This is a genomic window from Kitasatospora sp. NPDC015120, assembly GCF_043080305.1.
Classification (GTDB): Bacteria; Actinomycetota; Actinomycetes; order Streptomycetales; family Streptomycetaceae; genus Kitasatospora.
Genome location: NZ_JBIBVJ010000020.1, coordinates 34,266 through 59,539 on the forward strand (window position 1 = coordinate 34,266; position 25,274 = coordinate 59,539).

Consider the following 25,274-nt stretch of genomic DNA (forward strand, 5'->3'; position numbering starts at 1 on the left):
AACCCCATGACGCTGCGTCCGCTGCTGGACGGCGCGCTGACCGTGGCCGCCGCCCGCGCCGGGGCACCCGGCGGGCTGCGGTACACCGAGCGCCAGCTCTACTACGAGCTGTGCCGGATGCTCCAGCCGCTGCACGCCGGACCGCGCCGGATCCCGTACACGCTGGCGCCGCCCGTGCGCTACGCCCGGTTCGCCGCCGCGCTCGCCGCCCGCCGCGCCGAGCTGCCCGGCCTGCTGCCGCCGCCCGCGCCGCGCCCGGCCGGCCCGCGGACGAGCGCCGCCGCGGAGAGCGACCTCTACGACTACGGGCTGCCCCGGCTGCTGGTCTGCCAGAGCCGGGAGATCACCGCCATGCTGCTCGCCAACGACCTCCACCTGGAGGCCGCCTGCCCGGTCGTCGCGGCCGGCGACCTGCCGCTCGACGACCGGCTGGTGGCCGGTCTTGAGCGGGCCGCGGGCGCCGTGGTGCACGTGCTGCACGACGCCAGCCCCTCGGGACTCGCCTGCTACGAGGAGGTCCGGGCGGCGTACGGCCCGGGCGCCGCGAACGGCGGGCCGCAGGGCGTCCGGGTCCGTTCGATGGGCCTGGTGCCCCGGCACGCCACCACCCTGCACCTGACCGCCGGACGCGGCCCGCACGGCTACCGCGGACCGCTGCCCGCCGGGCTGCGCCCCGAGGAACGGGCCTGGCTCGGCAGCGGACGGACCATCGAGCTGGCCGCCGTCGCCCCCGCCCGGCTGCTGCATACGGTCATCCGCCAGGTGCGCGGCGGCGGGACGGCCGGACCGCGCCGCACCCCGTTGGCCCGGCGCGTGCGCACCGCACGCGGCAGCGGCTTCCTCAGCTGGCCGGCCGGCTGAGCCCGCACCCCGCCCCGATCCGTGAGGCCATCCCGATCCGTGAGGACCCCGCACCCATGAGCAACGCACGCCACCTCGGCTACCGCGACGAACTGCTGGCGGACGGCCAAGTGCACCGCCGGTACGAGGACGGCCGCAGCGAGTGGCGCCGGCGCGGCACCGACCGGCAGATCCACTGGCACGACAGCCTCGGCCGCTCCGGCACCGACGAACCCCTCGGCCGCGACCTGGTCAAGCGACGGTACGCGGACGGCACCACCGAGTACGGCCGGGACATCGGCTACGGGCGCACCGTGTGGGGCGCCGGGCTGGTCACCCTCAACCGCAGCTCCTTCGGCGGACGGCTCGGCGTGGTGGTCGGCGCCCTCGGGGTGGCCGGCGTCGCCGCGATCACCGCCGCCCAGCTGCCCCCGACCGAGCTGTCGGAGGCCGAGGAGGAGCGGCTGCGCGAGGAGGCCCGCCGGCAGCAGTCCTCCGACCCCTCCGGCGGCGGTGGCGGCGACGGAGGCGGCGGCGAGGTGTCGGCGGACGACGACGACCACGACGGGAGCCACGCCGACCCGGCCGCCGACGACGACTTCGGCGACTGGAACGACTCCGACGACGGCTGGGACGGCGACGACTTCGGCTGAGCCGCCGCCGGCTCCCCGCCCCGGCCCCGCCCCGCCGGGCCGCCACTCGACGAAAGGCACCGCACCACCATGCCCCGCTGCTGCGCCTGCGCCGGACCCGACGCCGACCGGGCCCGTACCCACCTCGCCGCGCTCACCGGCGCCCGCGCGCCCGACGGCGCGCAGGCCGCCCTGATCCCCGCCGAACCCGGCTTCGCCACCGGCCCGTTCACCGTCGACGGCACCACCGCCGTCGGCGAGGTCACCCTGCACAACCGGCCCGAGCTGCTCGCCGCCCTCGCCGCGGCCGGCTCCCCCGCACCCGCCGGCTGCCCCGACGGCGAGCTGCTGCTGCGGCTGTGGCTGCGGCTCGGCGCGGACGGCCTGCGCCGGGCCGACGGGATGTTCGCGCTCGCCGTCGTCGACGGCGCCGACCTCGTGCTGGTCCGCGACCACACCGGCACCCGCACCCTGTTCTACGCCCGGGCCGACGGCTGCTGGGCCGCCTCGACCTCGCTGCGCGCCCTGCGCCACTGGCCCGCGCTCGGCACCGGCCTGGACCTGGCCGCCGTCCGCTCCTTCCTGACCTTCGCCTACCTGCCCGGCGAGGAGACCCTGCTGCGCGGCGTCCACGAGGCACTGCCCGGCCGGGTGCTGCGCCTCGCCGCCGACGGCACCGCCCGCGAGGAGCCGTTCTGGGAGCCCGCCGAGCGGCTGCCCGAGGGCGCGGCGCCGCCCGAGGGGACGTATGTGCGGGAGCTCCGCGAGCTGCTCGAACAGGCCACCGCCCGGCGGCTGCCGGCCGGCGGACCGGTCGGGGTGCTGCTGTCCGGCGGCGTCGACAGCTCGCTGGTCACCGCGCTGGCCGCCAAGCTGCACGACCACCCGGTGCACACCTACTCGATCAGCTTCGGCGACCGGCTGCCCAACGAGCTGGGGTACTCCGGGCTGGTCGCCGGCCACTGCGGCACCCGGCACCGGATCCTCACCGTCTCCGGCGAGGAGGTCGCCGCCCGGCTCGCCGACACCGTCGCCCTGCTCGACAGCCCGGTCGGCGACCCGCTCACCGTCCCCAACCTGATGCTCGCCGAGGCCGTCGCCGCCGACGGGATCACCGTCTCGCTCAACGGCGAGGGCGGCGACCCGGTGTACGGCGGGCCGAAGAACCTGCCGATGCTGGTCCACGAGATGCACCGGGACGACCCGGCCCCCGAGGCGCGGGCGGAGGCCTATCTGCGGTCCTACCGCAAGTGCTACGAGGACCTGCCCCGGCTGCTGACCGCCGAGGCCCTGCGCGCCCTGGACGGGGAGCCGCAGCCGCGCCGCTTCGTCGCCCCGTACCTGACGCCCGGGCCGATGCACACGCTGCTCAACCAGCTGCTGCACTGCAACCTGCGGACCAAGGGCGCCCACCACATCCTCACCAAGGTCGAACGGCTCACCGCCTCGCGCGGGGTGCAGGGCCGCTCGCCGCTGTTCGACCGGCGGGTCGTCGACCACGCCTTCGCCACCCCGCCGGCCCTCAAGCTGCGCGGCACGGTGGAGAAGTGGGTGCTGAAGGAGGCGGTGCGGGACCTGCTGCCGGCGGCGGTCGTCGACCGGCCGAAGAGCGGCATGCGGGTGCCGGTGCAGCAGTGGCTGCACGGGCCGCTGCGCGAGCTCTCCGGGGACCTCCTGCTCGGGCGCACCGCCCGGGACCGCGGACTGGTCCGCCCGGACACCGTCCGCACCTGGATGCGCCGCGAGGGCACCCTGCTGCCGCGCCAGGGCGGGAAGCTCTGGCTGGTCCTCACCCTCGAACTCTGGCTGCGCGCCTACGACCTGTGACCCCGTCGAACGTTCCGTCCGCTGCTGCCCCGGCCCGGGAGGCCCCGTCATGGCACCGACCACCGATTCCCCCGAAGCGCCCGAGCTCCACCTGGCCGACCCGCGCACCGGCCACACCCGGGGCACGCTCGTCCCGGCGCGCGCCGGCCAGGTCGCCGAGACCGTCGCCCGCGCCCGGGCCGCCGCCCCGCGCTGGCGCGCGCTCACCCCGCGCGAGCGCGAACGCCGCCTGGACGCGCTCGCCGACCTGATCGAGCGCCACCTCACCGAGTACACCGTGCTGGAACAGGCCGGCACCGGGAAGCCCGAGGCGGAGGCCGCCGCCGAGATGCGCGAGGTCGCCGACCTGTTCCGGTTCTACGCGGGCGCCGCCCGCACCGGCACCGCTCCGGCCGCCGGCCGCTACCTGCCGGGCCACGAGAGCTGGGTGCGCTGGGAGCCGGTCGGCGTGGTCGCGGCCGTCGTGCCGTGGAACTATCCGCTGCTGATGGCCGCCTGGCGCGGCGCCCCGGCGCTCGCCGCCGGGAACACCGTCGTCGTCAAGCCCGCCGAGACCACCCCGGACTCGGCCACCCTGCTCGCCGCCCACGCCGCCGAGGCGCTCGGCGCGGACGTGCTCACCGCCCTGCCCGGCGACCGCGAGACCGGCCGGCTGCTGGTCGCCGCCGACGTCGACCTCATCGCCTTCACCGGCAGCGCCGCCGCCGGGGCCGACATCGCCGCCCGGGCCGGCCACCGCCGGGTCAGCCTGGAACTCGGCGGCAACAGCCCCGTGCTCGTCCTGCCGGACGCCCCCGGGCACACCTGGTCCGCGCTCGCCGCCGCCTGCACCTACAACGCCGGGCAGAGCTGCGCCGCGCCCGCCCGGGTGATCACCCTCACCGAGAACCACGAGCGGACCGTCGAGGCCCTGGCCGCCGCGCTCGGCGAACGCGAGGCCGGCCGGGACTTCGGCCCGCTCAACAACGCCGCCCAGGCCGCCCGCTACGACCGGATCCTCGCCGCCTCGGGCGCGAAGCGCTCGCTGCCCGCCCCCGGCCGCGCCGACGGGCTGTGGCGCCCCGCCCGGCTGCTCGCCGACCTCCCGGACGACGACCCGGCGGTGGTCGAGGAGGTCTTCGGCCCGCTGCTCACCGTCCAGCACGCCCCGACCGTTGAGGCCGCCCTCGCCCTCGCCAACGCCGTCCCGCAGGCACTCGGCGCCAGTGTCTGGACGAGCGACCTGTCCGCCGCCCTCGACCTCACCGCCCGCCTGGACGCCGGCGAGACCTGGATCAACTGCCACCTCGTCCAGAGCGCCGAGCTCCCCCACGGCGGGCGCGGCGCATCCGGCCAGGGCACCGACCTGTCGGTCCTGGCCCTGCACGAGTACCAGCGCCCGAAGACGGTGACCGCCCGGCTCTGAGTACCTCACCCACCCCGGTTGAGTACCCGGTCCCTGCCCGGCGGCCCGCGCCCCGGGCAGGATCGGGGTCATGACGAGGACAAGGGCTTCACACCGGGGCGACTGGTGGCGGGTGCCGTCGCGGTCGACCCTGATCACCACGGCCTGCCTGCCGTTCGTCCTTCCCCTGCGCGGGTTCGCCGAGATGGCGACCGACCCGTGCTACGGACCCGGCTCCTGCCCGCGCACCCACGCCGGCCTCGCCCTCTCCGACCGGCTGCTGCTCGCCACCGTCGTCCTGACGCTCCTGCAGTGGCCGGTCGCCTACCTGTCGCGCCGGGCCCGGGTCCCGGCGGGACTCGCCCCGGGCCTGACCCTGCTGGCCGTGGTGGTCGTGCTGTTCACCCTCCAGCCCGGGACCTGACCGCGGCTGCGCGGGCATTCGGGTCACCCTTCGCGCCGTTCGCCGGACGGGCGGGACCGGGTGGCCTAGGTCCTCTCTTTCGGATCACGTCGGACGAGCGGGCGTCGTTGGAGTGCGTGCATCGGCGGTGCGGAGGAGGGAGTCCATGCGGAGCATCGGCGACCGACGACAAGCCGGCGAGGTGCGTGCTCCGGCGGCGACCGCCTGGCGTGATCCGAAAGAGAGGGCCTAGGGTCGGGGCGGTAGTGGTCCGAGTGACAGGGGGTACGGCGGGTGCGGTACGGAATCATCGGGGCGGGCGGGGTCGCGCGGACGGTCGCGGACAAGCTGGTGGCGCTCGGTCACGAGGTGACGCTCGGTTCGCGCAGCAAGGACAACGAGGCGGCCGCGGCATGGGCCGGGCAGGCCGGGGCCCGCGGCCACCACGGGACCTTCGCCGACGCCGCGGCGTTCGGCGAGGTGCTGCTGAACGCCACCCCGGGGACGGTCGCGGTCGACGCGCTGCGGGCGGCCGGGGCGGAGCACCTGGCGGGCAAGCTGCTGATCGACCTCTCCAACCCGCTGGTCTTCTCGCCGGAGGGCGAGCTGACGCTGGACCCGGTGAACACCGACAGCGTCGGCGAGCGGATCCAGCGGGAGTTCCCGCAGGCCCTGGTGGTGAAGACGCTCAACACGCTGACCGCGCCGCTGATGGTGGACCCGGCCCGGCTGGAGGGCGAGCACAACCTGTTCGTGGCCGGGAACGACGCGGAGGCCAAGGCCCGCACGGTGGCGCTGCTGGGCGCCTTCGGCTGGCCGGCCGCGTGGGTGATCGACCTGGGCGACATCACGGGTGCCCGGGCGATGGAGATGATGATGCCGTTCTGGGTCCGCCTGATGGGGGCCTTCGGCACGACGGACTTCAACTACGCGTTCAAGCGCGCCCGGTAGCGGACGCGGGCGCCCCCGCCCCCTCCTCGTAGGAGGGGGCGGGGGCGCCCGCGTGTCCGGGGACGGCCTACCGGCGGCCGGTGGAGGCGTGCACCCGGTCGTCCGAGTCGTCGTCCTCGACCGGCTCGGGCGTGCCGGACGGGCGCGGCACCCGGGCGGCACCCGGGGCGCGGCCCTTCCGGGCGGCCTCGGCGAGGGCGAGCTGCCGGTCGGCCTCGGCCTGGATGGCGTCCTTGTCGCCGATCTCGGCGTCCGGCAGCGCGTCCGGGAGGATGTCCTCCAGCAGGCGCAGCGGCCGGTAGGCCAGGCCCAGCAGGCCCCAGACGAAGAGCACCAGGCCGACCACGACGAGCAGCAGTCCGGCGCCGCGGCCCGGTCCGGTGCCGAGCACCAGGCCGACCGAGTCGGCGAGCGCGCCGCCGGGGCGCATCAGCGGCTCGAAGACGTGGTCGGACAGCGGGCCCGCGGTGAGGAAGCCGAGCGGCATCATCGACATGGCCAGCATCTGGTTGGTGGCCAGCACCCGGCCCTGGAGCTCCATGCCGACCTTGGTCTGGATCAGCGACATCCAGTGCGAGTTCAGGATCATCATGGACGCCCAGAGGACGAAGAGTCCGCAGGCGGTGAGGGCGGTCTCGGGGCGGCTGCCGGTGAGGACGGCGGCGAGGCCGACCACCGAGGTGAAGCCGATCATGCCGACGGTGCGGCGGCGGGTGCCGCCCCACAGGCCCATGACCAGGGCGCCGGTCATCGCGCCGAGGCCGCCGAGGGCGGTGATGACGCTGAGCTGGAAGGGCGTGCCGGTGGCCAGCACCATCGGGGTGACGAGCACGGTCGCGACGGCGAACAGGTAGTTGAACACCACGAAGAAGACCACCATGGCGACCAGGCTGTGGCGGCGCGCGATGTACCGCCAGCCGGTGACGACCTCCCGCCAGAGCGGCTCCTCCTGCTTGTCGAACAGGGCGTCCGGGAAGCGGACGATCAGCAGGCAGGTGACGCCGGTCAGGAAGGTGGCCATGTCGAACAGCACGACGCCGTGCAGGCCGACCAGGGAGACCAGGACGCCGCCGGCCAGGATGGCCATCATGTCGCCGGCGCCGGTGCCGAGCTGGGCGAGGCCGTTGGCCTGTCCGAGGTAGCGCTTGGGCACCAGCTGGGTGATCGCGGCGAGGTACGCGGGCCGTTGGAAGGCCCCGCAGGTGGAGCCGATGCAGGCCACGACATAGATGTGCCAGATCTCCAGCAGGTCGGCCCAGAGCAGCAGGCCGAGGCTGAGCATGCCGGCGGCGGCCACGGTGTCCGTGGCGATCATGATCTTGCGCCGGTCGACCCGGTCGGCGAGGGCACCGGCGACCGGCAGCAGCAGGACGGCCGGCAGCACCGCGATGAACGAGATCATCGCGAAGTCGAAGGCCGAGTTGGTCTGCTGGTAGACCCAGACGCCGAGCGCGAAGGTCGACAGGCTGGTGCCGATCATCGAGACGAACTGGCCGATCGCCACCTTGGCGAAGATGCCCAGCTCGGCCCGGGCGGCCGGGCGCTTGACCGCGGCCGGGTCGGATATCGACCCGGTGGCGGCGAACTCCGCCAGCACCCGGGCGAGCTCGTCGGCCTGGTGCTTGAGGAAGTAGTGCCCGGCGCGTGGCACGACCGCGAGGTCGACCCTGTCGCCGAAGTGCTCCCACTCGGCGTACCGCTCCTCGTAGAGCTGGGTGGCGCGGTCCTTCTCGCCCACCACGCACAGGATCGGGGCCCCGATCTTCTCCGGCCGCTCGTCCCCGTAGGCGCGGGTGTAGAAGTCCTCGGCCTGCCGGACGTCGTGGCGCAGTGCCCGGACCAGGAAGTCCTGCTCGGCCTGGTCGTAGACGTCGGTGAAGCCGCCCATGGCGCGCAGGTATTCGAGGTAGCCGCGGTTGGACAGCACCCGGTCGCCCGGCATCCGGCGCGCCATCCACTCGGCGAAGCGGCCGGGCAGCCGGGCGGCGGGGAAGGTGCCGCCGAGCGCGAGGCCGCGCAGGTCGACGCCGGCCGCCTCCAGCCGGGAGCCGAGGGCGGTGGCGAGCGCGCCGCCCAGGCAGTGGCCGTAGAGCAGCACCGGGCCGTCGACCTTCTCCAGCACCTGGGCGGTCAGCGTGTCGGCGAGGGTGTCGAGTTCGGCGAGCTCGTCGTCGGGCCGGCTCGGGTCGTGGCCGGGCAGCTCGACGGCGTACAGCCGGTGACCGTCGGGCAGCGCGTCGGCGAGCGGCTGGAAGGTGATCGGGCTGCCGCCGCCGTAGGGGACGCAGACCACGTTGATCCGGGCGGGGGCGTTGCCGCGGGTGAGCTTGTGCAGCAGGGTGCGCGGGCCCTCGTCGGCGGTGCCGCCGGCCCGGGCGTCGATCAGTGCGGCGAGCTCGCGGACGGTGGGGTGCTGGAAGAGGTCGATGACCGACAGGCCGTCACCGATGAGGCGCACCGCGCGCACGGCGGAGAAGGAGTCGCCGCCGAGTGCGAAGAAATCGTCGGCGGCGCCGATCTCCCCGGCCTCCAGCACCTGGCGGTAGACGTCGGCGACCGCGTGCTCGGTGTCCGTGGTCAGCTCGCCGCCGCCGGAGACCGGCTGGGCGGCGACCGGCTCGGGCAGGGCGGCCCGGTCGACCTTGCCGTTGGCGTTCAGCGGCAGGGCGTCCAGGACGACCAGGGCGGCCGGGACCATGTAGTCGGGCAGCCGGGTACGCAGCGCGGCGCGCAGCTCGCCCGGCTCGGGCGCGGCAGACGGGTCGGCGGGCACCAGGTAGCCGACCAGGGAGCGGGCGGCGCCCTCGCCGCGGGCGGTCACGACGGCCTCGCGCACCTCGGGACGGGCGGTCAGCTCGGCCTCGACCTCGCCGATCTCGACCCGGAAGCCGCGGATCTTGACCTGGTGGTCGATCCGGCCGAGGAACTCGACGGCGCCGTCGGGGCGGCGGCGGACCAGGTCGCCGGTGCGGTAGGCGCGGCGGCCGTCCACCTCCACGAAGCGCTCGGCCGTGAGGTCGTCGCGGCCGAGGTAGCCGCGGGCGACGCCGCCGCCGGAGACGTACAGCTCGCCGGGGACGCCGATCGGGACGGGGCGGCGGCGGGCGTCCAGGAGGTGGGCGCGGACATTGCCGAAGGGCCGGCCGAGCGGCGCGGTGGCCGCGTCGCCGAGATCGGCGGGCACCGGCGCGCCGAGCATCGAGACGGTGGTCTCGGTGGGCCCGTAGTGGTTGTGCAGCGGCAGGTCGGGCCGGGCGGCCCGGATCCGGTCCACCAGGTCGGGCCGCAGCGCCTCGCCGGCGCAGATCAGCAGCCGGGCGGGGAGGATCGCACCGAGGCCGGTGCCGTGCGCGGCCAGGCCCTCCAGGTGGCTGGGGACCAGCTTCATGGCGTCGATCCGGTGCTCGGCCGCGTAGGCGGCGAAGGCGTCCGGGTCGGTGGCCTGGTCACGGGTCAGCAGGTGCAGGCAGCCGCCGCCGGTGAGCGCGCCGAACACGTTGGTGGTGCCGAGGTCGGCGGCGAAGGTGGAGACCAGCGCCCAGTTCCAGCCCTGCTGGTCGCCGCCGATCCGCTCGCGCAGGCCGTGCAGGTAGTTGCGGTAGTTGCGGTGCTCGACGGCGACGCCCTTGGGGGCGCCGGTGGAGCCGGAGGTGAAGATCAGGTAGCAGAGGTGCTCGGGGCGGACGTCCGCCTCCGGCGCGTCGGCGCGCTCCTCGCCGTCCGGGACGACCACCGGGAGGTCCCCGGTGAGCCGCTCGCGCAGGTCCTCGGTAATGACGACGGCGGCGGCACCGGACGCGTCGAGCAGGGCGTGGATGCGCCCGTCCGGGTAGACCGGGTCGAGCGGCAGGTAGGCGCCGCCGGCCTTGAGGATGCCGAGCATGCCGACGACGAGGGCGGCGGAGCGCTCGACCAGCAGGCCGACCGGGCGGTCCGGGCCGACGCCGTGCGCGCGCAGCCGGTGGGCGAGCGCGTTGGCGCGCCGGTCGAGTTCGGCGTAGCTGAGCACGCCGTCGGCACCGCGCACGGCGGGCGCGTCGGGGGTACGGCGGGCCTGCTCCTCGACCAGGGCGTGCAGGGTGCCGTCGAGGTCCCAGCCGCGCTCGGTCTCGTCGTCCCAGGCGGCGAGCTGCCGCTGCTCGGACGGGGTGAGCAGGGGCAGGTCGGCGAGCGGGCGGTCGGGGCCGGCGGCCATCGCGTCGAGCACCGTGGTGAGGTGGCCGAAGACCCGGCGGACGGTGGCCTCGTCGTACAGCTCGGTGCGCCAGACCAGGTCGGCGGCGAGCTCTCCGCCGGTGTCGACGACGGCGACCGAGAGGTCGAACTTGGCGGTGTCGGTGCCGACCGGCCACCAGCGGACCTCGTGTCCGGGCAGCTCGGGGCGGGCCTCGGCCTGGTTGTGGACGTTCAGCAGGACCTGGAACAGCGGGGTGTGGGCGAGTTCCCGCTCCAGGCCGAGGGCGTCGATCAGCCGCTCGAAGGGCAGGTCCTGGTGGCCGTAGGCGCCGAGGGTGGCGTCCTTGACGCGCTCCAGGAGCTCGCGCACCGTCGGGTCGCCGGAGAGGTCGGTGCGCATCGCCAGGGTGTTGACGAAGCAGCCGACCAGCGGCTCGGTCTCGCTGCGGGTGCGCCCGGCGATCGGGGTGCCGACGGTGACGTCCTCGCTGCCGGTGTAGCGGCCGAGGACGGTCTGCAGGGCGGCCAGCAGCACCATGTAGACGGTGGTGCCGGTCTGTTCGGCGAGGGTGCGCACCCGGCGGCTGCGCTCGGCGCCGAGCTCCTCGGTGAACCGGGCGCCCGCGGTGCCGGCGACGGCGGGCCGCGGCCGGTCGGCGGGCACCGTGACGGTGGCGGTGGCGCCGCGCAGGCGCTCCTGCCACCAGGCCTGCTGGCGGTCGAGTTCGGCGGCGAGCTCGGTCTGCTGCCAGTGCGCGACGTCCGCGTACTGGACGGCCAGCGGCTCGAACGCCGGGGCGGTGCCGGCGCGGCGGGCGCCGTAGGCGGCGGCGAGGTCGCCGAAGAGCACGCCGATCGACCAGCCGTCGGCCGCGATGTGGTGCAGCACCAGGCTGAGCACGGCGCCGTCGCCGGTGCGCAGCAGGGCGGCGCGCAGCGGCAGGTCGGCGGCGAGGTCGAAGGGCCGGCGGGCCTCGGTCTCCAGCCAGGCGTCCACCCGGTCGGCGGGGACGTCGGCGGTGGTGAGGGTGAACCGGTCGGCGGGCAGGACCTCGGGGCGGACCTCGCCGTCGGCCTCCGGGTAGACGGTGCGGAGCACCTCGTGCCGGGCGAGGACGTCGGTGAGGGCGGCGCCGAGGGCGGCCTCGTCGGGCTCGCCGTCCAGGTGGAGGGCGAGCGGGATGTGGTAGGCGGCGCTGTCCGGCTCGTACTGGGCGAGGAACCACATCCGGCGCTGGGCCGAGGAGAGCGGTGCCGGGGTGCCCTCGGGGCGCGGGGCGATGCCGTGGCGGTCGGTGCCGCCGGCCGCGGCCGCCGCCTTGGCGGCCTTGGCCTTGGCGAGGCGGCGGCGCAGCAGTTCCTGCCGTCTGGCGGCGGGATCCGGTTCCGGGACGGTCCCGGCGGTGGGCTGGTCGGTCATGCGGTGGTCTCCCCCGTTCGGGCGCCGGTGTCGCCGGCGGCCGTGCGTGCGTCGTTGGTTCCGGACTCCCCGGAGTTGCCGGTGGTTCCGGATGCGGTGCGGTGGATCACTGGGCGCTCCCGGCGGTCTCGTCGGCGCCGAGGTCGTCGCCGAGGTCGTCGAGGTCGTCGATCTCCTCCAGCAGGCGCTCCTCGACGCGGCGGGCCAGGGCGGCCAGGGTCCGGTCCTCGAAGACGACGCGCAGCGGCAGTTCGGTTTCGAAGGTGTCCCGGATCCTGGCGAGCAGCCGGGTGGCGAGCAGCGAGTGGCCGCCGAGCGCGAAGAAGTCGTCGTGCCGGGAGACCCGTTCGACCTTGAGGACCTCGGTCCACAGGTCGGCGAGGAGTTCCTCGCAGTCGCCCTCGGGCGGGGCGCCGGCGCCGCCGAGCTGCGGCACGGGCAGGGCGGCCCGGTCGACCTTGCCGGCCGGGGTGAGCGGCAGGGCGTCGAGCAGGACGAGGCCGGCGGGCACCATGTAGTCGGGCAGCCGCTCGCCCAGGGCGGTGCGCAGCGCGTCCTCGGTGAGGCCCGGGGCGACGGCGTAGCCGGCCAGGGCCGGGCCGGCCGGGGTCTCGACGAGCCGGGCGGCGCCCGCGGTGACACCGGGGACGGCGGTGAGCGCGGCCTCGATCTCGCCCAGCTCGATGCGGAAGCCGCGGAGCTTGACCTGGGCGTCGGCGCGGCCGTGGTACTCCAGGCGGCCGTCGGCGCGGCGGCAGGCGAGGTCGCCGGTGCGGTACATCAGGGCGCCGTCGGTGCGGCCCGGTTCGGGGGTGAACCGCTCGGCGGTCAGGTCGGGCCGGCCGTGGTAGCCGAGCGCGACGCCGGCGCCGGCGATGCACAGTTCGCCGATGCCGTTGACCGGCACGGGCTGCCCGGAGGGGCCGAGCAGGTGCAGCCGGGTGTTGGCGATCGGCGCGCCGAGGGCCACCACGCCGCCGTGGGCGACCAGTTCGGGGGTGACCCGCTGGACGGTCGACCAGACGGTGGTCTCGGTCGGGCCGTACAGGTTCCACAGCGCGGCGGCCCGGTCGAGCAGGGCCCGGGCGAGGTCGGCGGTGAGCGCCTCGCCGCCGCACAGGGCGGTCAGGCCGGGGTGGCCGCCCCAGCCGGCCTCCAGCAGCATCCGCCAGGTGGCGGGGGTGGCCTGGACGTGGGTGACGCCCTGCTTCTCGATCCAGGCGCCGAGCGCGGCGCCGTCGGTGGCGGTGGCGCGGTCGGCGATCTCCACCCGGGCACCGGTGACCAGCGGCAGCCACAGTTCCAGGCCGGCGATGTCGAAGGTGACGGTGGTGACGGCGGCCATCACGTCCCGCTCGGTGAGGCCGGGTGCGCGGCCCATCGAGGTGAGGAAGTTGACAATTGCGCGGTGCGGGACGGCGACGCCCTTGGGGCGGCCGGTGGAGCCGGAGGTGTACAGCAGGTAGGCCGGGTCCTCCGGGCCGACGGCGACGGCCGGCGCCGACGCGGGGGCCGCGGCGTGCTCGGGGCCGTCCACCAGGACGCTCGCGCGGCCGTGCAGCAGCTCGTCGCCGGCCGTGGCGGTCTCGGCGACCAGCAGGGTGACCCCGGCGTCGTCGAGCACGCCCCGGTTGCGGGCGAGCGGCTGGTCGACGTCGAGCGGCAGGTAGGCGGCGCCGCTGCGCAGCACGCCGAGCAGGGCGGCGGGCAGCAGCCTGCCACGCCGCACGGCGACGGCCACCAGGCTGCCGGGGCCCGCGCCGCGGCCGGCCAGCAGGTGGGCCAGCCGGTTGGCGGCGGCATCGAGCTCGGCGTAGGTGAGGGTGCCGTCGGCGGCGGACACGGCGGGCGCGTCCGGGGTGCGGGCGGCGCTGGCAGCGACCAGCTCGTGCAGCCGGGCGTCGGGGACCGGTGCCTCGGTGCGGTTGACCGGCTCCTCCGCGGCGAGTTCGGCGGCGGAGAGCATGGCGAGCTCGCCGAGCGGGCGGTCGGGTTCGGCGACGGCGGCGGCGAGCAGCGTGACCAGGTGGTCGAGCGCGGCGCGCACGGAGCGCTCCTCGTAGCGGGAGGTCCGGAACTCGGCGGACAGCAGCGGGCCGTCGGCCGGGAACTCCAGGAACAGCGAGAGGTCGGTCTTCGCGGTGCTGTTGCACACCTCGGCGACGAACGTGAGGTCCAGGCCGGGCAGTCGGACGCCGGCCACCGGGTGGTTCTGGACGGCCAGCAGCACCTGGGAGATCGGCGAGGCGGTGAGGCCGGCCGAGCCGCCGGAGCGGCGGGCGTGGTCGACGAACGGGTGGGCGCTGTGCTCGGCGGCCTCCAGGACGGTCGGGCGGACCCGGGCGAGCAGTTCGCGGAAGGTGTCGGTGCCGGTCACGTCGAAGCGCAGCGCGACGGTGTTGATCAGCGAGCCGAGCACCGTCTCCAGCTCGGGCACCGGGCGGACGGCGAAGGGGCTGAGCACGGCGACGTCGGTGCGCCCGGTGTAGCGGTGCAGGACGCCGCCGAGTGCGGCGAGCACCGCCATGTAGAGGCTGGCGCCCTCCTGGGCGGCCCACTTCTCGACGCCGCGGACGAGGCCGGCGTCGAGCCGGCGGGCGATCCGGCGCCCGGCGATGTCCTGCGGGTTGGGGTGCGGGCGGTCGCCGGGCAGGTGCTGGTCGCCCTCGATGCCGCGCAGCCTTCGGCCCCAGCGCTCGGCGGCCTCGCGGCCGGCCGCGACGTTGAGCTCCTCCCAGCGCGCGACGTCGGACAGCTGGAGCGCGGGCTCGGGCAGTTCGCCGTCCTGGTGGGCGCGGGCGACCTCGGCGAGGAACAGCCCGGCGGCCCAGCCGTCCATCGCGGCGTGGTGCACGGTGAACAGCAGTTCGTGCCGGTCCTCGCCGGTGCGCACGGCGAGGGCGCGCAGCAGCCGGCCGCCCGGCAGGTCGAGCGGACGGGCTGCCTCGGCGCGCAGCACGTCGTCGATCGTCTCCTCGTCGGGCACCGCGCCGTGCGGTCCGGTGAGGTCGAGCAGCGGGACCTCGACGGTGTACGGCGGGCGGACCTCGGCGACGACCGGGTCGTGCTCGGTGGGGATCGCGGCGCCGTTCAGGGCGGTGCGCAGCGCCTCGTGGCGGCGGACGACCTCGGTGAGCGCGCGGCCGAGCGCCTCGCGGTCGAGGACGCCCTCGGCGCGGATCCGCAGCGGCACGTTGTAGAGCGGGCTGTGCGGCTGCATGGACTCGTGCAGCCACAGCTCGTGCTGGAAGTCGGTGGCGCGGGCGGGCAGGTCGGCCCGGCGACGGGGCGGCTCGACGGCGGCCCGTCCGCCGCCGCCGTTGGCGACCCGCACGGCGAGGGAGGCGACGGTGGGGGCGGCGAAGAACTCGGCGAGCGGCACCCGGGTGCCGAACTCGCGCTCGATCCGGGCGAGCAGGCCGGCGGCGAGCAGCGAGTGGCCGCCGAGGTCGAGGAAGACGTCGTGGACGCCGACCTCGGGGACGCCGAGCAGGCCCTGCCAGAGTTCGGCGATCCGGGTCTCGACAGGGGTGCGGGGGGCGACGAACAGCTCGTGCCCGGCGCGGCTGCGGGCGACCGGGGGCAGCGCCTTGCGGTCGGTCTTGCCGTTCGGGGTGAGCGGCATCGTCTCCAGGACGGCGACGGCCAGCGGCACCATGTAGCCGGGCAGGGCGGCGGCGCAGTGGGCGCGCAGTTCGGCGGGCGTCGGCTCGGCGGCGCCGGGGACGGGCTGGACGAAGGCGGCCAGGTAGTCGCCGGCCTCGTCGCGCTGGACGACGGCGGCGGCGGACTCGACGGCGGGGTGGGTGGCGAGCACGGCCTCGATCTCGCCGAGCTCGACGCGGAAGCCGCGGACCTTCACCTGGTGGTCGACGCGCCCGTGGTACTCCAGGTCGCCGTCGGGGAGCCGGCGCACCAGGTCGCCGGTGCGGTAGCAGCGCAGGCCGTCGACGTGGACGAAGCGCTCCTCGGTGAGGTCGGGGCGGCCGTGGTAGCCGCGGGCCAGGCCCTCGCCGGAGAGGTAGAGCTCGCCGATGCCGCCGTCGGGCACGGGTATCCGCTGCTCGTCCAGGACGTGGCCGAGGGTGCCGTCGAGCGGGCGGCCGATGACCGGCTCGCCGGTCCCGTCGCGGGTGACCAGCGACCAGGTGGAGTAGACGGTGTCCTCGGTGGGCCCGTACAGGTTGTAGAGGCGCTCGACCCGGGGCTGGGCGTAGACCTTGTCGGCCAGGTGGCGGGGCAGCGCCTCGCCGGCGAGGTTGACCACGCGCACGGTGCCCGGCAGACCCCCGCCGCCGGGAAGGCCGTCGCCGCGCAGCAGCGCCGCCATGGCGCTGGGCACGGTGTTGACCAGGGTGACCTCGTCCCGGGCGGGCAGCTCGGGCAGGGCCAGCACGTTCTCCGCGACGATGATCGTGCCGCCGACGGAGAGCGGGAGGAACAGCTCGTACACCGAGATGTCGAAGCACACGGAGGTGCCGAAGAGCACGCCGGCGAGGTCGGCGGCGGTGTAGGTGCCGGCGGCCCAGCAGAGCATGGCGTTGACGCCGCGCTGGGTGACCGAGACGCCCTTGGGGCGGCCGGTGGAGCCGGAGGTGTAGAGCACGTAGGCGAGCGCGTCGGTGGTGGCGTCACCGGTGGTGGGGCGCCCGGCGGCCGGGTCGAGCGGGGCGGAGGGGCTCTCTCCGTCGACGTACAGGAGGGTGGCGCCGGCGCCGTTCAGCAGGTGCTCATGGGCGCGGTCGGTGACCACGACGGGGGCCTGCGCGTCGCCGACGACCAGTTCGAGGCGGTCGCGCGGGTACGCCGGGTCGAGCGGCACGTACGCGCCGCCGGCCCGCAGCACCGCCAGAAGGCTGACCACGAGGTCCGCCGTACGCGGTAGGCAGACCCCGACCAGGGTCTCGGCCCGGACCCCGGCGGCGGCCAGCCGGCCCGCCATCGCGTCCGCCGCGGCGTCCAGTTCACGGTAGGTCAGCCGGTGCGTGCCGTCGATCACGGCGATGGTGTCCGGTGTTCGTCTGACCTGCGCGGAAACCAGGGCGGCCAGAGGGGCGGCCGGATCCAGCGGGGGAAGTCCCGTCGAACTCATCACTCTCTCCCGAGGGGTGCTGCTGCATCGACTTGTGGTCGGCGAGAAATGGGCGGTGTGCCCTGGGAGATGGTGGGGTAAAGATCTACGAATCACCAGCACATTTCCGTCACTCGTTCGATATGCCGGAAAGATCACCCCCTTCTCCCCCCTCAGCGGTGCCGGTGCGTGACGGTTCGTTGGCGATTTCTCACGGATTGTCAGCCACCTCGACGCCCCCTTGGCAGGGTCAGTTCGGACCGCTACGGTTCTCGCCAACGGACCGTCAGCTACGCCACCCGTGCGCCCAGCCGACGCCGCAAGCAGATTTCCGGACTTTACATTGTCCGAGGACAGTCAAACAGCTGGGGGGGTCATGAGGATCCGGGCAGGGTGCGGACGGGACCGGCACCCGGCGGGTACCGGGTGTGCCTCCCAAGGTCCGCCACCCGCTGTCCCGGACGCCTGGGGCACCGGCCGCGTCCCGGCCCCGGCCCGGCGCCCGCCCGCGGCCCGGGCACCCGCCCACGGCGGTCCGGGACGGCCCGGGACGGACGCCCGGCGCACAGCACCCCCGCGGGGCGCCAGAATGGACCCATGTCCCGACGCCGTTCCACCGCCCGCGCCGCCGCGCCCGCCCCGCGCCTGCTGCCGTCCTCGCCCTGCCCCTGCGGCCTGCCCGCCAGCTACGCCGAGTGCTGCGGCCGGCTGCACCGCGGCCAGGCCGCGGCGACCACCGCGGAGGCGCTGATGCGCTCGCGCTACAGCGCCTTCGCCGCCCGCGACGAGGCCTACCTGCTGCGCACCTGGCACCCGGACACCAGGCCGGACTCGGTGGACCTCGACCCGGGGCTGCGCTGGCTGCGGCTGGAGGTGCTCTCCACCACCGAGGGCGGGCCGTTCCACGCCGAGGGCACGGTGGCCTTCCGGGCCCACTACGCGGACGGACGGGAGGAGGGCGTCCTCACCGAGCACAGCCGGTTCGTGCGGCACGAGGGCGCCTGGGTGTACCTGGACGCCCTCGCGCTGGACTGACGCCCCCTGCGGCCCTGCGGGCGGCCGCCCAGGCCCTCTCCTCCGGATCCGCCCGGCGTGATCCGCGAGGGCGGGCCTACAGGTAGTCGTCGAGCCGGGCCAGCGCGAAACCCTGGGCGGTCACCTCGTCGACCACCCTGCGCAGCAGGTCCGGCATGGTGCCGCTCCACAGGTCGGTGCCACGGAAGTGGGTGAGGATGATGTCGCCCGGGTGCAGCCGCCGGTCCTCGTAGCGGTACTCGATGCGGTCCGGGAACGCCTCCTCGTTCCACAGCGGCACCGCCTCGATCCCGCAGGAGGCGGCGGCCCGCAGGGTGTCCTCGTTGTACTCGCCGTACGGCGGGCGGAACAGCCGCGGGCGGGTGCCGATCTGCTCCTCCAGCTGGTCCTGCTGGCGGCAGATCTCCTCGCGCTGGGTGCCGTAGCCGAGCACCTTGAGGTTGCGGTGGTTGATGGTGTGGTTGTTCACCGCGTCACCCTGCGCGGCGAGCGCCCGGAAGTAGCCGTAGTCGGGGCGGGCCAGGTAGTCCGCGACGAAGGCGGACAGCGGGATGCCCAGCTCGGCCGCCATCCGGTTGAACTCCGGGTCCTTCTCGGCGCCGTCGTCCACGGTCAGGAAGACGATCCGCTCGTCGGTGGGCACCCGGTGGACCACCGGCGGCACCCCGTCCGCGAGCTTCACCCCCTGGGCGGCGACCAGCTCGGGCCGGCTCGCCGGGCGCGGCGGGGCCGACAGCGGCGGGCGTGCCAGGCCCCAGCGCGCCGCGGTCTCCAGCACCGCCCGGGCGGCCTCCGCCCGGCGGGCCACCGCCTCGCCGCTGGTCTCCTCCTCCGCCCGGGCCGGTCCCGGCAGCACCACCGGCGCCGCGGGAGGGCGCGGCCCGCCGCGGTCCGCCGCCGCGCTCGCCCCGGTGCGCCCGGCCGGGCGCACCTCCCCGCTCCCGCCCGGGCCCGCGCAGCCCGCCACCGCGGCGGCCAGGCACACCGCGGCGGCCAGCCCGTTCCGTCCCCACCCGCGTCTCCGCCCCGCCGACCCCCCGTTAGTACGACTATCTGATGAGCTTTCCATAGCCCCACTGCTCCCCCGCCACGCCGGTCGTCCAATCCCCCCGTCACCCGCCCGGCCGACCGGCGGGGGATGATCGAAAACGGCTCGCGGCGGGAGCGGCGGGCGCCCGATAATGCGCGCATGACGATCAGCACGCAGCGAGGTACGACCGAACCCTGGGTGATCGCGCCCGCCGACGTCGGGTCCGCGGAGTCCCTCGCGCTGCTGCGCGACTACTACCTCGACGTCGCCAACAGCTACTACCGGCTGCACCTCGGCCGGGAGGGCACGCCCGAGGAGATCGAGACCGGGCTCGCCGGCTCCCCCAGCGACGACCTCGCGCCGCCCACCGGCGTCTTCCTGCTCGGCCGCTACGACGGCGAGGCCGCCGGCTGCGCCGGACTGCGGGTCGTCGACGCCTCCACCGTCGAGCTGACCCGGGTCTACATCCGCCCGGCCCGGCGCGGCACCGGCGGCGGAGCGCGGCTGATGGCCGCCGTCGACGGGGCGGCGCGGGCGCTCGGCGCCGAGCGGATCGTCCTGGACACCCGGCTCGACCTGGTCGAGGCCCGCGCGCTGTACACCCGGCACGGCTACCGGGAGATCCCCGCCTACAGCGACCGCCGCTACGCCGAGGTCTGGTACGCCAAGGATCTCGCCCGTGCAGACCGTTGAGCTGCTCTGCGACCCTCCGCTCGACCGCGCCGTGCGCGCGGTCTGGCGACAGCTCGCCGACGGCGGGGTGGACAGCCTCGCCCACAACCCGCACCCCGGCCACCGCCCCCACCTCACCCTGGCCGCCTGCGCCCGGATGCCCGCCGGGGCGGCCGGCCGGCTCGACGAACTCCTCGCCGGCGCGCTGCCGCTGACCGTCCGGCTGACCGGCCTGCTCTCCTTCTCGGCCCGCAGCCGGCGCCGGGTGCTCAGCTGGTCGGTCGTCCCGACGGTCGAGCTGATGCAGTTGCACCACCGGGTCTGGGAGGTCCTGGAGCACGCCGAGGACCCCGATCCGCACTACGTCCCCGGCCGCTGGTCCCCCCACCTCGGCCTCACCCGCCGCCTCCCCCCGGACGCCGTCGCCCTCGCCCACACCCTCCTCGGCCGCCACCCCGACCTCACCGGCACCTTCGACACCGCCCGCACCTTCGACTCCGACACCCAGCACGCCCGCCCCCTCGGCGCCCCCGCCCGCTGAAACCCGCGAACGCGGCGGGCCGGCCGCCGACCGGGCCGGTGCGGCGGTCCGCGCCATCGCGAGCGCCGAAACGCCCGAGGGCCCCCGACCGGGTGGTCGGGGGCCCTCGGGCAGCGAGCGGGGTGCCGGGTCAGACGACGCCGCCGTAGTAGCTGCCGATCGTGCGGTGGTAGTCGTGGTCCTCGGCGTGCCGGTCCTTGTGGTACTCCGGCGAGTTCTTGATCTCGTCCTTCGTCCGGTTCACCCACACCGTCCGCTCGTTGACGTCCACGCGCCGGATGGTGCCCGCGGGGAGCAGCACCTCCCGGCCGAAGATCCACGGGCCGGTGTCGACGACGATGTGCGCGGCGTCGACGTCCATGGTGTGCCGGTCGACCTTCCCGATGTGGCCGTCCTCGGCCTCGACGCGGTAGCCGGTCAGGTCCGTTCCGGTGGCGTAGCCCTCGGCCTTGCCGTGGTCCCACATTCCGCTGGTCATCAAAGCCTCCTCGTTCGAAGGTCGCTTTCACGATGTCGGCTGTCGGCTTCCCCGATCGGCGGGGAGCATGCCACCCCTGACGGGAATTCCGCCGGAAAGGGTGTCACGGTCCGCCCGGGAGGGGACACGCCCGCGTGCTCGCGCCGGATTTCACACCGCCGGTGCACGGCGCGCCGGGCCCCACGGCGTTTCCCGGACCGCGACGCGGGCAGCCGGAAAGGCTCCCCCCGGCGGGGGGAGCCTTTCCGACTACGGGGGGGGATCAGGCGTGGCGGTGATGGTGCTTGCCACCGCTGACCAGCCGGTAGATCACGAGCAGGATCACCGAACCGACGATGGCGGCGACCCAGGTGGAGAGGTCGAAGAAGCCGTCGATGGAATCGACGCCGAAGACCACCTTGCCGAGCCAGCCGCCCAGCAGACCTCCCGCGATGCCGATGATGATCGTGACGATGACGCCGCCCGGGTCCTTCCCCGGCATCAGTGCCTTGGCGATCGAGCCCGCGATCAGTCCGATCAGGATCCATGCGATGACGCCCATGCGATTCTCCCGTCTCAATGGGTCAATCCGCTGCCGGCGCTCGTTTTCACCGTACGGGGAATTCCAAACCCACCGGAATCCCCGTCCGTGGCTCCCGCCCGCCCCGCCGGCCGGACCGTGCCGGTCAGCCCGCGGACAGCAACGGCGCGAAAGCGGTGAACCACAGGGCCGCGAAGGTGGCGACGGTCATCACCGGAACGAAGAACCGGATCTCCGCGCGCCCTCCGGTCCGCCGGATCAGTGCCACCTCGAAGCGCCTGCCCCAGGGCCAGAGCAGCGGCACGCCACGGCGCGTCAGGAAGTCGCCGGCCAGATGGGTGAGCGCCCCCAGGCAGACCGTGTAGGGCAGCCAGCCGGCGATGCCGGGGAACCACACCGCCACCGTCGCCGTCCCGGTCCCGGCCAGACCGACGGTGGTCACCCATGCCGTGAAGCCGTGGCCCGGCGGGTGCAGGTGCAGGGCCCGCGCGGCGAGCGCGAAGAGCACGAGGACCAGTCCGAGTGCGAAGCCGTCGCCGAGCCGGGTGACGCCCTCCCAGGTGCCCCAGCCCGCCAGCGCCACGAACAGCAGCGAGTGCGTCGCGTGGCGGTGGCCGCCGGACAGCCGGCCCACCAGGCGGCACAGGCCCCTCGACAGCGGGCCCAGCAGATGCGCGGGCGTCGCGTCGTGGTGGTCGAGGTCCGGCAGCAGCGCGGCCCCGGCGCAGAGCAGCGTGCCGACCAGGATCTCGCCCGGCTGCGGCCCCACCCCGAACAGCGCCTGCGGCAGGAACGGCGCCGTCGCCGCGTGGACGAGCGCTCCACTGATCGCATGTGACTGCCCGAGCATGACACGCCCCCGCCTTCCCGTCCGTTCCCGCGCCCACCGCCCACCCCTCCCCCTGCCGAGGGGCCGCACGGAGACCGCTCTGCTACCCCTCGCTCCGCCCTCCACTCCCCCGCACCGCGACCGCACGCCCTCGCGCGGCCGGAACCGCCCCACCGGAACGCCCGGAGGCCGCGGCGCCCCGGCCCGTGGTGGCGCCGCGATCCCGGTGGTGGCCGTGCAGCCGGCCGAGCGGCTACCGGCGCAGCGCGGCGGCCAGTTCGGTGAGGTCGGGCGGGTTGGCGCCGGGGCGGGTGACGGTGAGGGTGGCGGCGGCGGTGGCGCGGCGGAGGGCGGTGTCGAGGTCGGCGCCGGCGTGGCGGGCGTGCAGGAGGGCGGCCGTGAAGGCGTCACCGGCGCCGACCGTGTCGGCGACCTCGACGTGGCGGGCGACGGCCTCGACGTGGCGGCCGTCGGCGGTGAGCGCGAAGGCCCCGGCGGGGCCGCGGGTGACCGCGACGGTGGCGGGGCCGAGGCCGAGCCAGTGGCGGGCCGACTCCTCCGGGGTGCGGTGGGGGTAGAGCCAGGCGAGGTCCTCGTCGCTGGCCTTGACCAGGTCGCTGAGCGCCACGCAGCGCTCCACCCGGCGGACGGCCGCGTCGTGGTCGCCCATCAGGGCGGGCCGCACGTTCGGGTCGTAGCTGACGGACGCCCGGCCGCGCCAGCGCTCGGCCAGGGCGAGCACGGCCGCCGCGCCGGGCGCGGTGACGGCGGCGATCGAGCCGAGGTGCAGGTGCCCCGGCGCGAAGGGGAGCGTGGACGGCGGGAGGGTCCAGCCGATGTCGAAGGTGTAGTGCGCCCGCCCCTCGGCGTCCAGCCGCACCACCGCCGAGGGGGTGCGCGGGCCGCCGCCCCCGCCCGCCGGCCCGCCCAGCAGCGTGACGCCGGCCGACTCCAGGTGGGCGCGGATCAGCCGGCCGTACGGGTCGTCGGCGAGCTCGGTGAGCAGCGCGACCGGCTCCCCCAGCCGGGCCAGACCGTACGCGACGTTGGCCGGGCTGCCGCCGGGGTGGACGGTGTCGGGCGCGCCGTCGGTGCGGACGACGTCGGCGACACACTCGCCGATCACCACGAAGTGCGGGCTGGTCACGGGTTCGCTCCTGCCGGTCCGGGGCGCCGGCGGGGGCTGGGGGCGGCCGGCGCGGCTGCCCAGCCTACGAGGCGGCGGGGGCGGCGGGCACGGTGCGCGGGCATGAGTACGGCCGCCGGTCCTGGCCAGGCGCTCCGGCGGCCGTGGCCCCGTCCGTCAGGGGGCGGAGCTCTTCGACGGTATGACACTGCGCAGCCGTCCGGCTACCACACTGGGCCGTCCGGGGGACGCCGCGTGTCGCCCGGGTTGTCGGAGCCCTCTGCTACGGTCCGTGCCCGGAGGATCGCTCACCGGAAGCGGATCCGTACGACAACGAGACGAGGTGACCGTCGTGCCGCCCAGGCACCGTCCCGTCCTCGCCACCGCGCTCGCGCTGGCGGCGCTCCCGCTCACGCTGACCCCGGCCGCCGGCGCCCCGGCCGCCGGCCCCGCGGGTGCCACGGGCACCGGGGACCCCGTGTTCCCCGCGCTCGGCACCACCGCCTACGACGCGCTCGCCTACGACCTCGCGTTCGACTACCGCCCCGCCACCCGCACGGTGGACGGCACCACCGTGCTGACCGCCCGTGCGCTGACCCGGCTGACGGACCTGGAGCTGGACGCGCTGGGCCTGGACGTGCACGCCGTCCGGGTCGACGGGCGCCCGGCCGGGTTCCGGGCGCACGACGAGAAGCTGACCGTGCTGCCGGCCCGGCCGGTGCGGGCGGGCGCCGTGCTGCGGGTCGAGGTGGAGTACAGCGCCGACCCCCGCGCCGCCCTGCCGCACACCGGCTGGGTGGTGACGCCCGACGGCTTCGCGGTGGCCGGGCAGCCGGACGGCGCGCACACCGTCTTCCCCTGCAACGACCGGCCGGGTGACAAGGCCCGCTTCCGGATCGCCGTCACCGCGCCGGACGGCCTCCTCGGCGTGGCCAACGGCCGGCTCACCGTCACCGAGCCGCACCCGGACGGCACCACCACCCGGCGCTACGTCTCGCGCGAGGCGATGGCGACCGAACTGCTCCAGGCCTCGGTGGGCCGCTACACGGTCCGCGAGCGCGGCGGCCCGGACGGGCTGCCGCTGCGCGACGTCGTGCCCACGGCGCGCGCCGCGGACCTGGAGCCGGCCCTGGCCCTGACGCCCGGCCAGCTGGCCTGGGCGGAGCAGCACCTCGGACGGTTCCCGCTGGAGACGTACGGGCTGCTGCCCGCCGACACCGACGACCCGGCGGCGTTCGGCTTCACCGGCCTGGAGACGCAGACGCTGACGCTCTACAAGCCGGACTTCCTGCGCGGGCCGGAGCGGACGATCGGCTCGCACATGATGCACGAGCTGGTGCACTCCTGGTTCGGGGACAGCGTCACCCCGGGGACCTGGGCCGATCTCTGGCTGAACGAGGGCCATGCCGACCTCTACGGCTTGATGTACCGCTACGAGCGCGGCTGGCCGGACTCCGGCGGCTCCACCACGCTCACCGACCGGATGCGCAGGGTCTACGCCCAGGGCGACCAGGGGCGCCACGACTCCGGCCCGGTGGCCGCGCCGACCGCGGCGACGCTGTTCGACAGCCAGCGGTACACCGGCGGCGCGCTGGTGCTGTTCGCCCTGCGGGAGCGGGTCGGGGCGGAGGTGTTCGACCGGATCGAGCGGGCCTTCCTGGACCGTCACCGCCACGGCACCGCGACCACCGCCGACTTCCTGCGCACCGCCGACGAGGTCTCCGGGCAGCCGCTCGGCGGCTTCCTGCGCGACTGGCTCTACGGCGAGCGGACCCCGCCGATGCCCGGTCACCCCGACTGGACGGTGGACCCGGTGGATCCCGGCGCCGCCGAGCGGACGGGAGGTGCGCCGCGCGGATCGGGGACGCTCTGACGGCGGCCGCCCGCGGAGGTGCTGCGGGCCGCCCGGGCGGGGCGGGGCGAGGCGGGGTGCGGACGGCGGACGCCGGGCGGGACGGCCCGCCCGGCGCGCCCTGCCGGTGCCCCCGGGCGCCCTCCGCGCGCCCTTGGCGGGCCGCCGCGGGGGGCGGATCGTGGTGGCCACGGCCCGCCCGCCGCCCGGCCGAGTCCCGGCCGGCTCGCGGGCCGTCCAGCGTCCGCGCCGGGCCGCTCCCGCTCCCGCCACCGCCACCGCCACCGCCACCGCCACCGCCCCGGCGCAGCCGCGCGCCCCGGTCCCGCCTTCCCGGCCCGCCGGGACCCGGCCCCGACCGGCCCGGGAGAACGGGTCCGGGAAGCGCTTCGGGAAGTGCTTCGGGAAACTGGTCCCGCCGGCCTGGCAACCCGCGGCGGAGCCCAGCGCGTTGAGCAGCCGTGAGAACGACAGCGAGGACCCGGCG

At 75.8% G+C, this 25,274-nt stretch carries 17 protein-coding genes; 10 read left to right on the forward strand and 7 right to left on the reverse strand.

The window, feature by feature from the left end; genetic code table 11:
- Window positions 1-6 precede the first annotated feature (6 nt).
- From ACF1AK_RS30105 to ACF1AK_RS30130, 6 genes are all read left to right on the forward strand, one after another.
- Window positions 7-861: a hypothetical protein gene (locus ACF1AK_RS30105; protein WP_391502002.1), complete on the forward strand. Its 855-nt coding sequence runs from the start codon at window positions 7-9 to the stop codon at window positions 859-861.
- A gap of 56 nt (window positions 862-917) precedes the next feature.
- Window positions 918-1,493 carry a hypothetical protein gene (locus ACF1AK_RS30110; protein ID WP_391502003.1) on the forward strand — a complete coding sequence of 192 codons (576 nt, stop codon included), beginning with the start codon at window positions 918-920 and terminating at the stop codon, window positions 1,491-1,493.
- Window positions 1,494-1,562: 69 nt separating this feature from the next.
- Window positions 1,563-3,299, forward strand: a complete 1,737-nt coding sequence (locus ACF1AK_RS30115; RefSeq protein ID WP_391502004.1) for an asparagine synthetase B family protein — start codon at window positions 1,563-1,565, stop codon at window positions 3,297-3,299.
- A gap of 49 nt (window positions 3,300-3,348) precedes the next feature.
- Complete coding sequence (locus ACF1AK_RS30120) at window positions 3,349-4,704, forward strand: aldehyde dehydrogenase family protein (protein ID WP_391502005.1); 1,356 nt, start codon at window positions 3,349-3,351, stop codon at window positions 4,702-4,704.
- A gap of 70 nt (window positions 4,705-4,774) precedes the next feature.
- Window positions 4,775-5,107, forward strand: coding sequence for a hypothetical protein (locus ACF1AK_RS30125; protein WP_391502006.1), 333 nt, complete (start codon window positions 4,775-4,777; stop codon window positions 5,105-5,107).
- A 273-nt stretch (window positions 5,108-5,380) separates the two neighbouring features.
- Window positions 5,381-6,037: an NADPH-dependent F420 reductase gene (locus tag ACF1AK_RS30130; RefSeq protein WP_391502007.1), complete on the forward strand. Its 657-nt coding sequence runs from the start codon at window positions 5,381-5,383 to the stop codon at window positions 6,035-6,037.
- A 67-nt stretch (window positions 6,038-6,104) separates the two neighbouring features.
- On the opposite strand, the gene ACF1AK_RS30135 is transcribed toward ACF1AK_RS30130, so the two are convergent.
- On the reverse strand, window positions 6,105-11,633 hold the full coding sequence (locus ACF1AK_RS30135; protein WP_391502008.1) for an amino acid adenylation domain-containing protein: 5,529 nt from the start codon (window positions 11,631-11,633) through the stop codon (window positions 6,105-6,107).
- A gap of 106 nt (window positions 11,634-11,739) precedes the next feature.
- Window positions 11,740-16,725 carry an amino acid adenylation domain-containing protein gene (locus ACF1AK_RS30140; RefSeq protein ID WP_391502009.1) on the reverse strand — a complete coding sequence of 1,662 codons (4,986 nt, stop codon included), beginning with the start codon at window positions 16,723-16,725 and terminating at the stop codon, window positions 11,740-11,742.
- Window positions 16,726-17,301: 576 nt separating this feature from the next.
- On the opposite strand from ACF1AK_RS30140, the gene ACF1AK_RS30145 reads away from it, so the two are divergent.
- Entirely contained in the window at window positions 17,302-17,739 is a 438-nt protein-coding gene (locus ACF1AK_RS30145; RefSeq protein WP_391502010.1) for a YchJ family protein, read from the forward strand.
- Window positions 17,740-17,815: 76 nt separating this feature from the next.
- On the opposite strand, the gene ACF1AK_RS30150 is transcribed toward ACF1AK_RS30145, so the two are convergent.
- On the reverse strand, window positions 17,816-18,808 hold the full coding sequence (locus ACF1AK_RS30150) for a polysaccharide deacetylase family protein (RefSeq protein ID WP_391502011.1): 993 nt from the start codon (window positions 18,806-18,808) through the stop codon (window positions 17,816-17,818).
- 120 nt (window positions 18,809-18,928) lie between these two features.
- Here ACF1AK_RS30150 and ACF1AK_RS30155 point away from each other — a divergent pair, with 120 nt between their 5' ends.
- Window positions 18,929-19,462 carry a GNAT family N-acetyltransferase gene (locus tag ACF1AK_RS30155; RefSeq protein WP_391502012.1) on the forward strand — a complete coding sequence of 178 codons (534 nt, stop codon included), beginning with the start codon at window positions 18,929-18,931 and terminating at the stop codon, window positions 19,460-19,462.
- Window positions 19,449-19,982, forward strand: coding sequence for a 2'-5' RNA ligase family protein (locus ACF1AK_RS30160; RefSeq protein WP_391502013.1), 534 nt, complete (start codon window positions 19,449-19,451; stop codon window positions 19,980-19,982). Before ACF1AK_RS30155 ends, ACF1AK_RS30160 begins: the two co-directional genes overlap by 14 nt.
- A gap of 130 nt (window positions 19,983-20,112) precedes the next feature.
- Here ACF1AK_RS30160 and ACF1AK_RS30165 read toward each other — a convergent pair whose 3' ends face one another.
- The 4 genes from ACF1AK_RS30165 to ACF1AK_RS30180 all read right to left on the reverse strand — a co-directional run bounded on the left by ACF1AK_RS30165 (window position 20,113) and on the right by ACF1AK_RS30180 (window position 22,956).
- On the reverse strand, window positions 20,113-20,460 hold the full coding sequence (locus tag ACF1AK_RS30165; protein WP_391502014.1) for a PRC-barrel domain-containing protein: 348 nt from the start codon (window positions 20,458-20,460) through the stop codon (window positions 20,113-20,115).
- A 262-nt stretch (window positions 20,461-20,722) separates the two neighbouring features.
- A complete protein-coding gene (locus ACF1AK_RS30170; RefSeq protein ID WP_391502015.1) occupies window positions 20,723-21,001 on the reverse strand; it encodes a GlsB/YeaQ/YmgE family stress response membrane protein in 279 nt (92 codons plus the stop codon).
- Between the two features lie 124 nt (window positions 21,002-21,125).
- Entirely contained in the window at window positions 21,126-21,830 is a 705-nt protein-coding gene (locus tag ACF1AK_RS30175; protein ID WP_391502016.1) for a metal-dependent hydrolase, read from the reverse strand.
- 232 nt (window positions 21,831-22,062) lie between these two features.
- On the reverse strand, window positions 22,063-22,956 hold the full coding sequence (locus ACF1AK_RS30180; RefSeq protein WP_391502017.1) for a carbohydrate kinase: 894 nt from the start codon (window positions 22,954-22,956) through the stop codon (window positions 22,063-22,065).
- A 181-nt stretch (window positions 22,957-23,137) separates the two neighbouring features.
- Between ACF1AK_RS30180 and ACF1AK_RS30185 the strand changes: the two genes are divergently transcribed.
- Entirely contained in the window at window positions 23,138-24,808 is a 1,671-nt protein-coding gene (locus ACF1AK_RS30185; RefSeq protein ID WP_391502018.1) for a M1 family metallopeptidase, read from the forward strand.
- The last annotated feature ends 466 nt before the right edge of the window (window positions 24,809-25,274 follow it).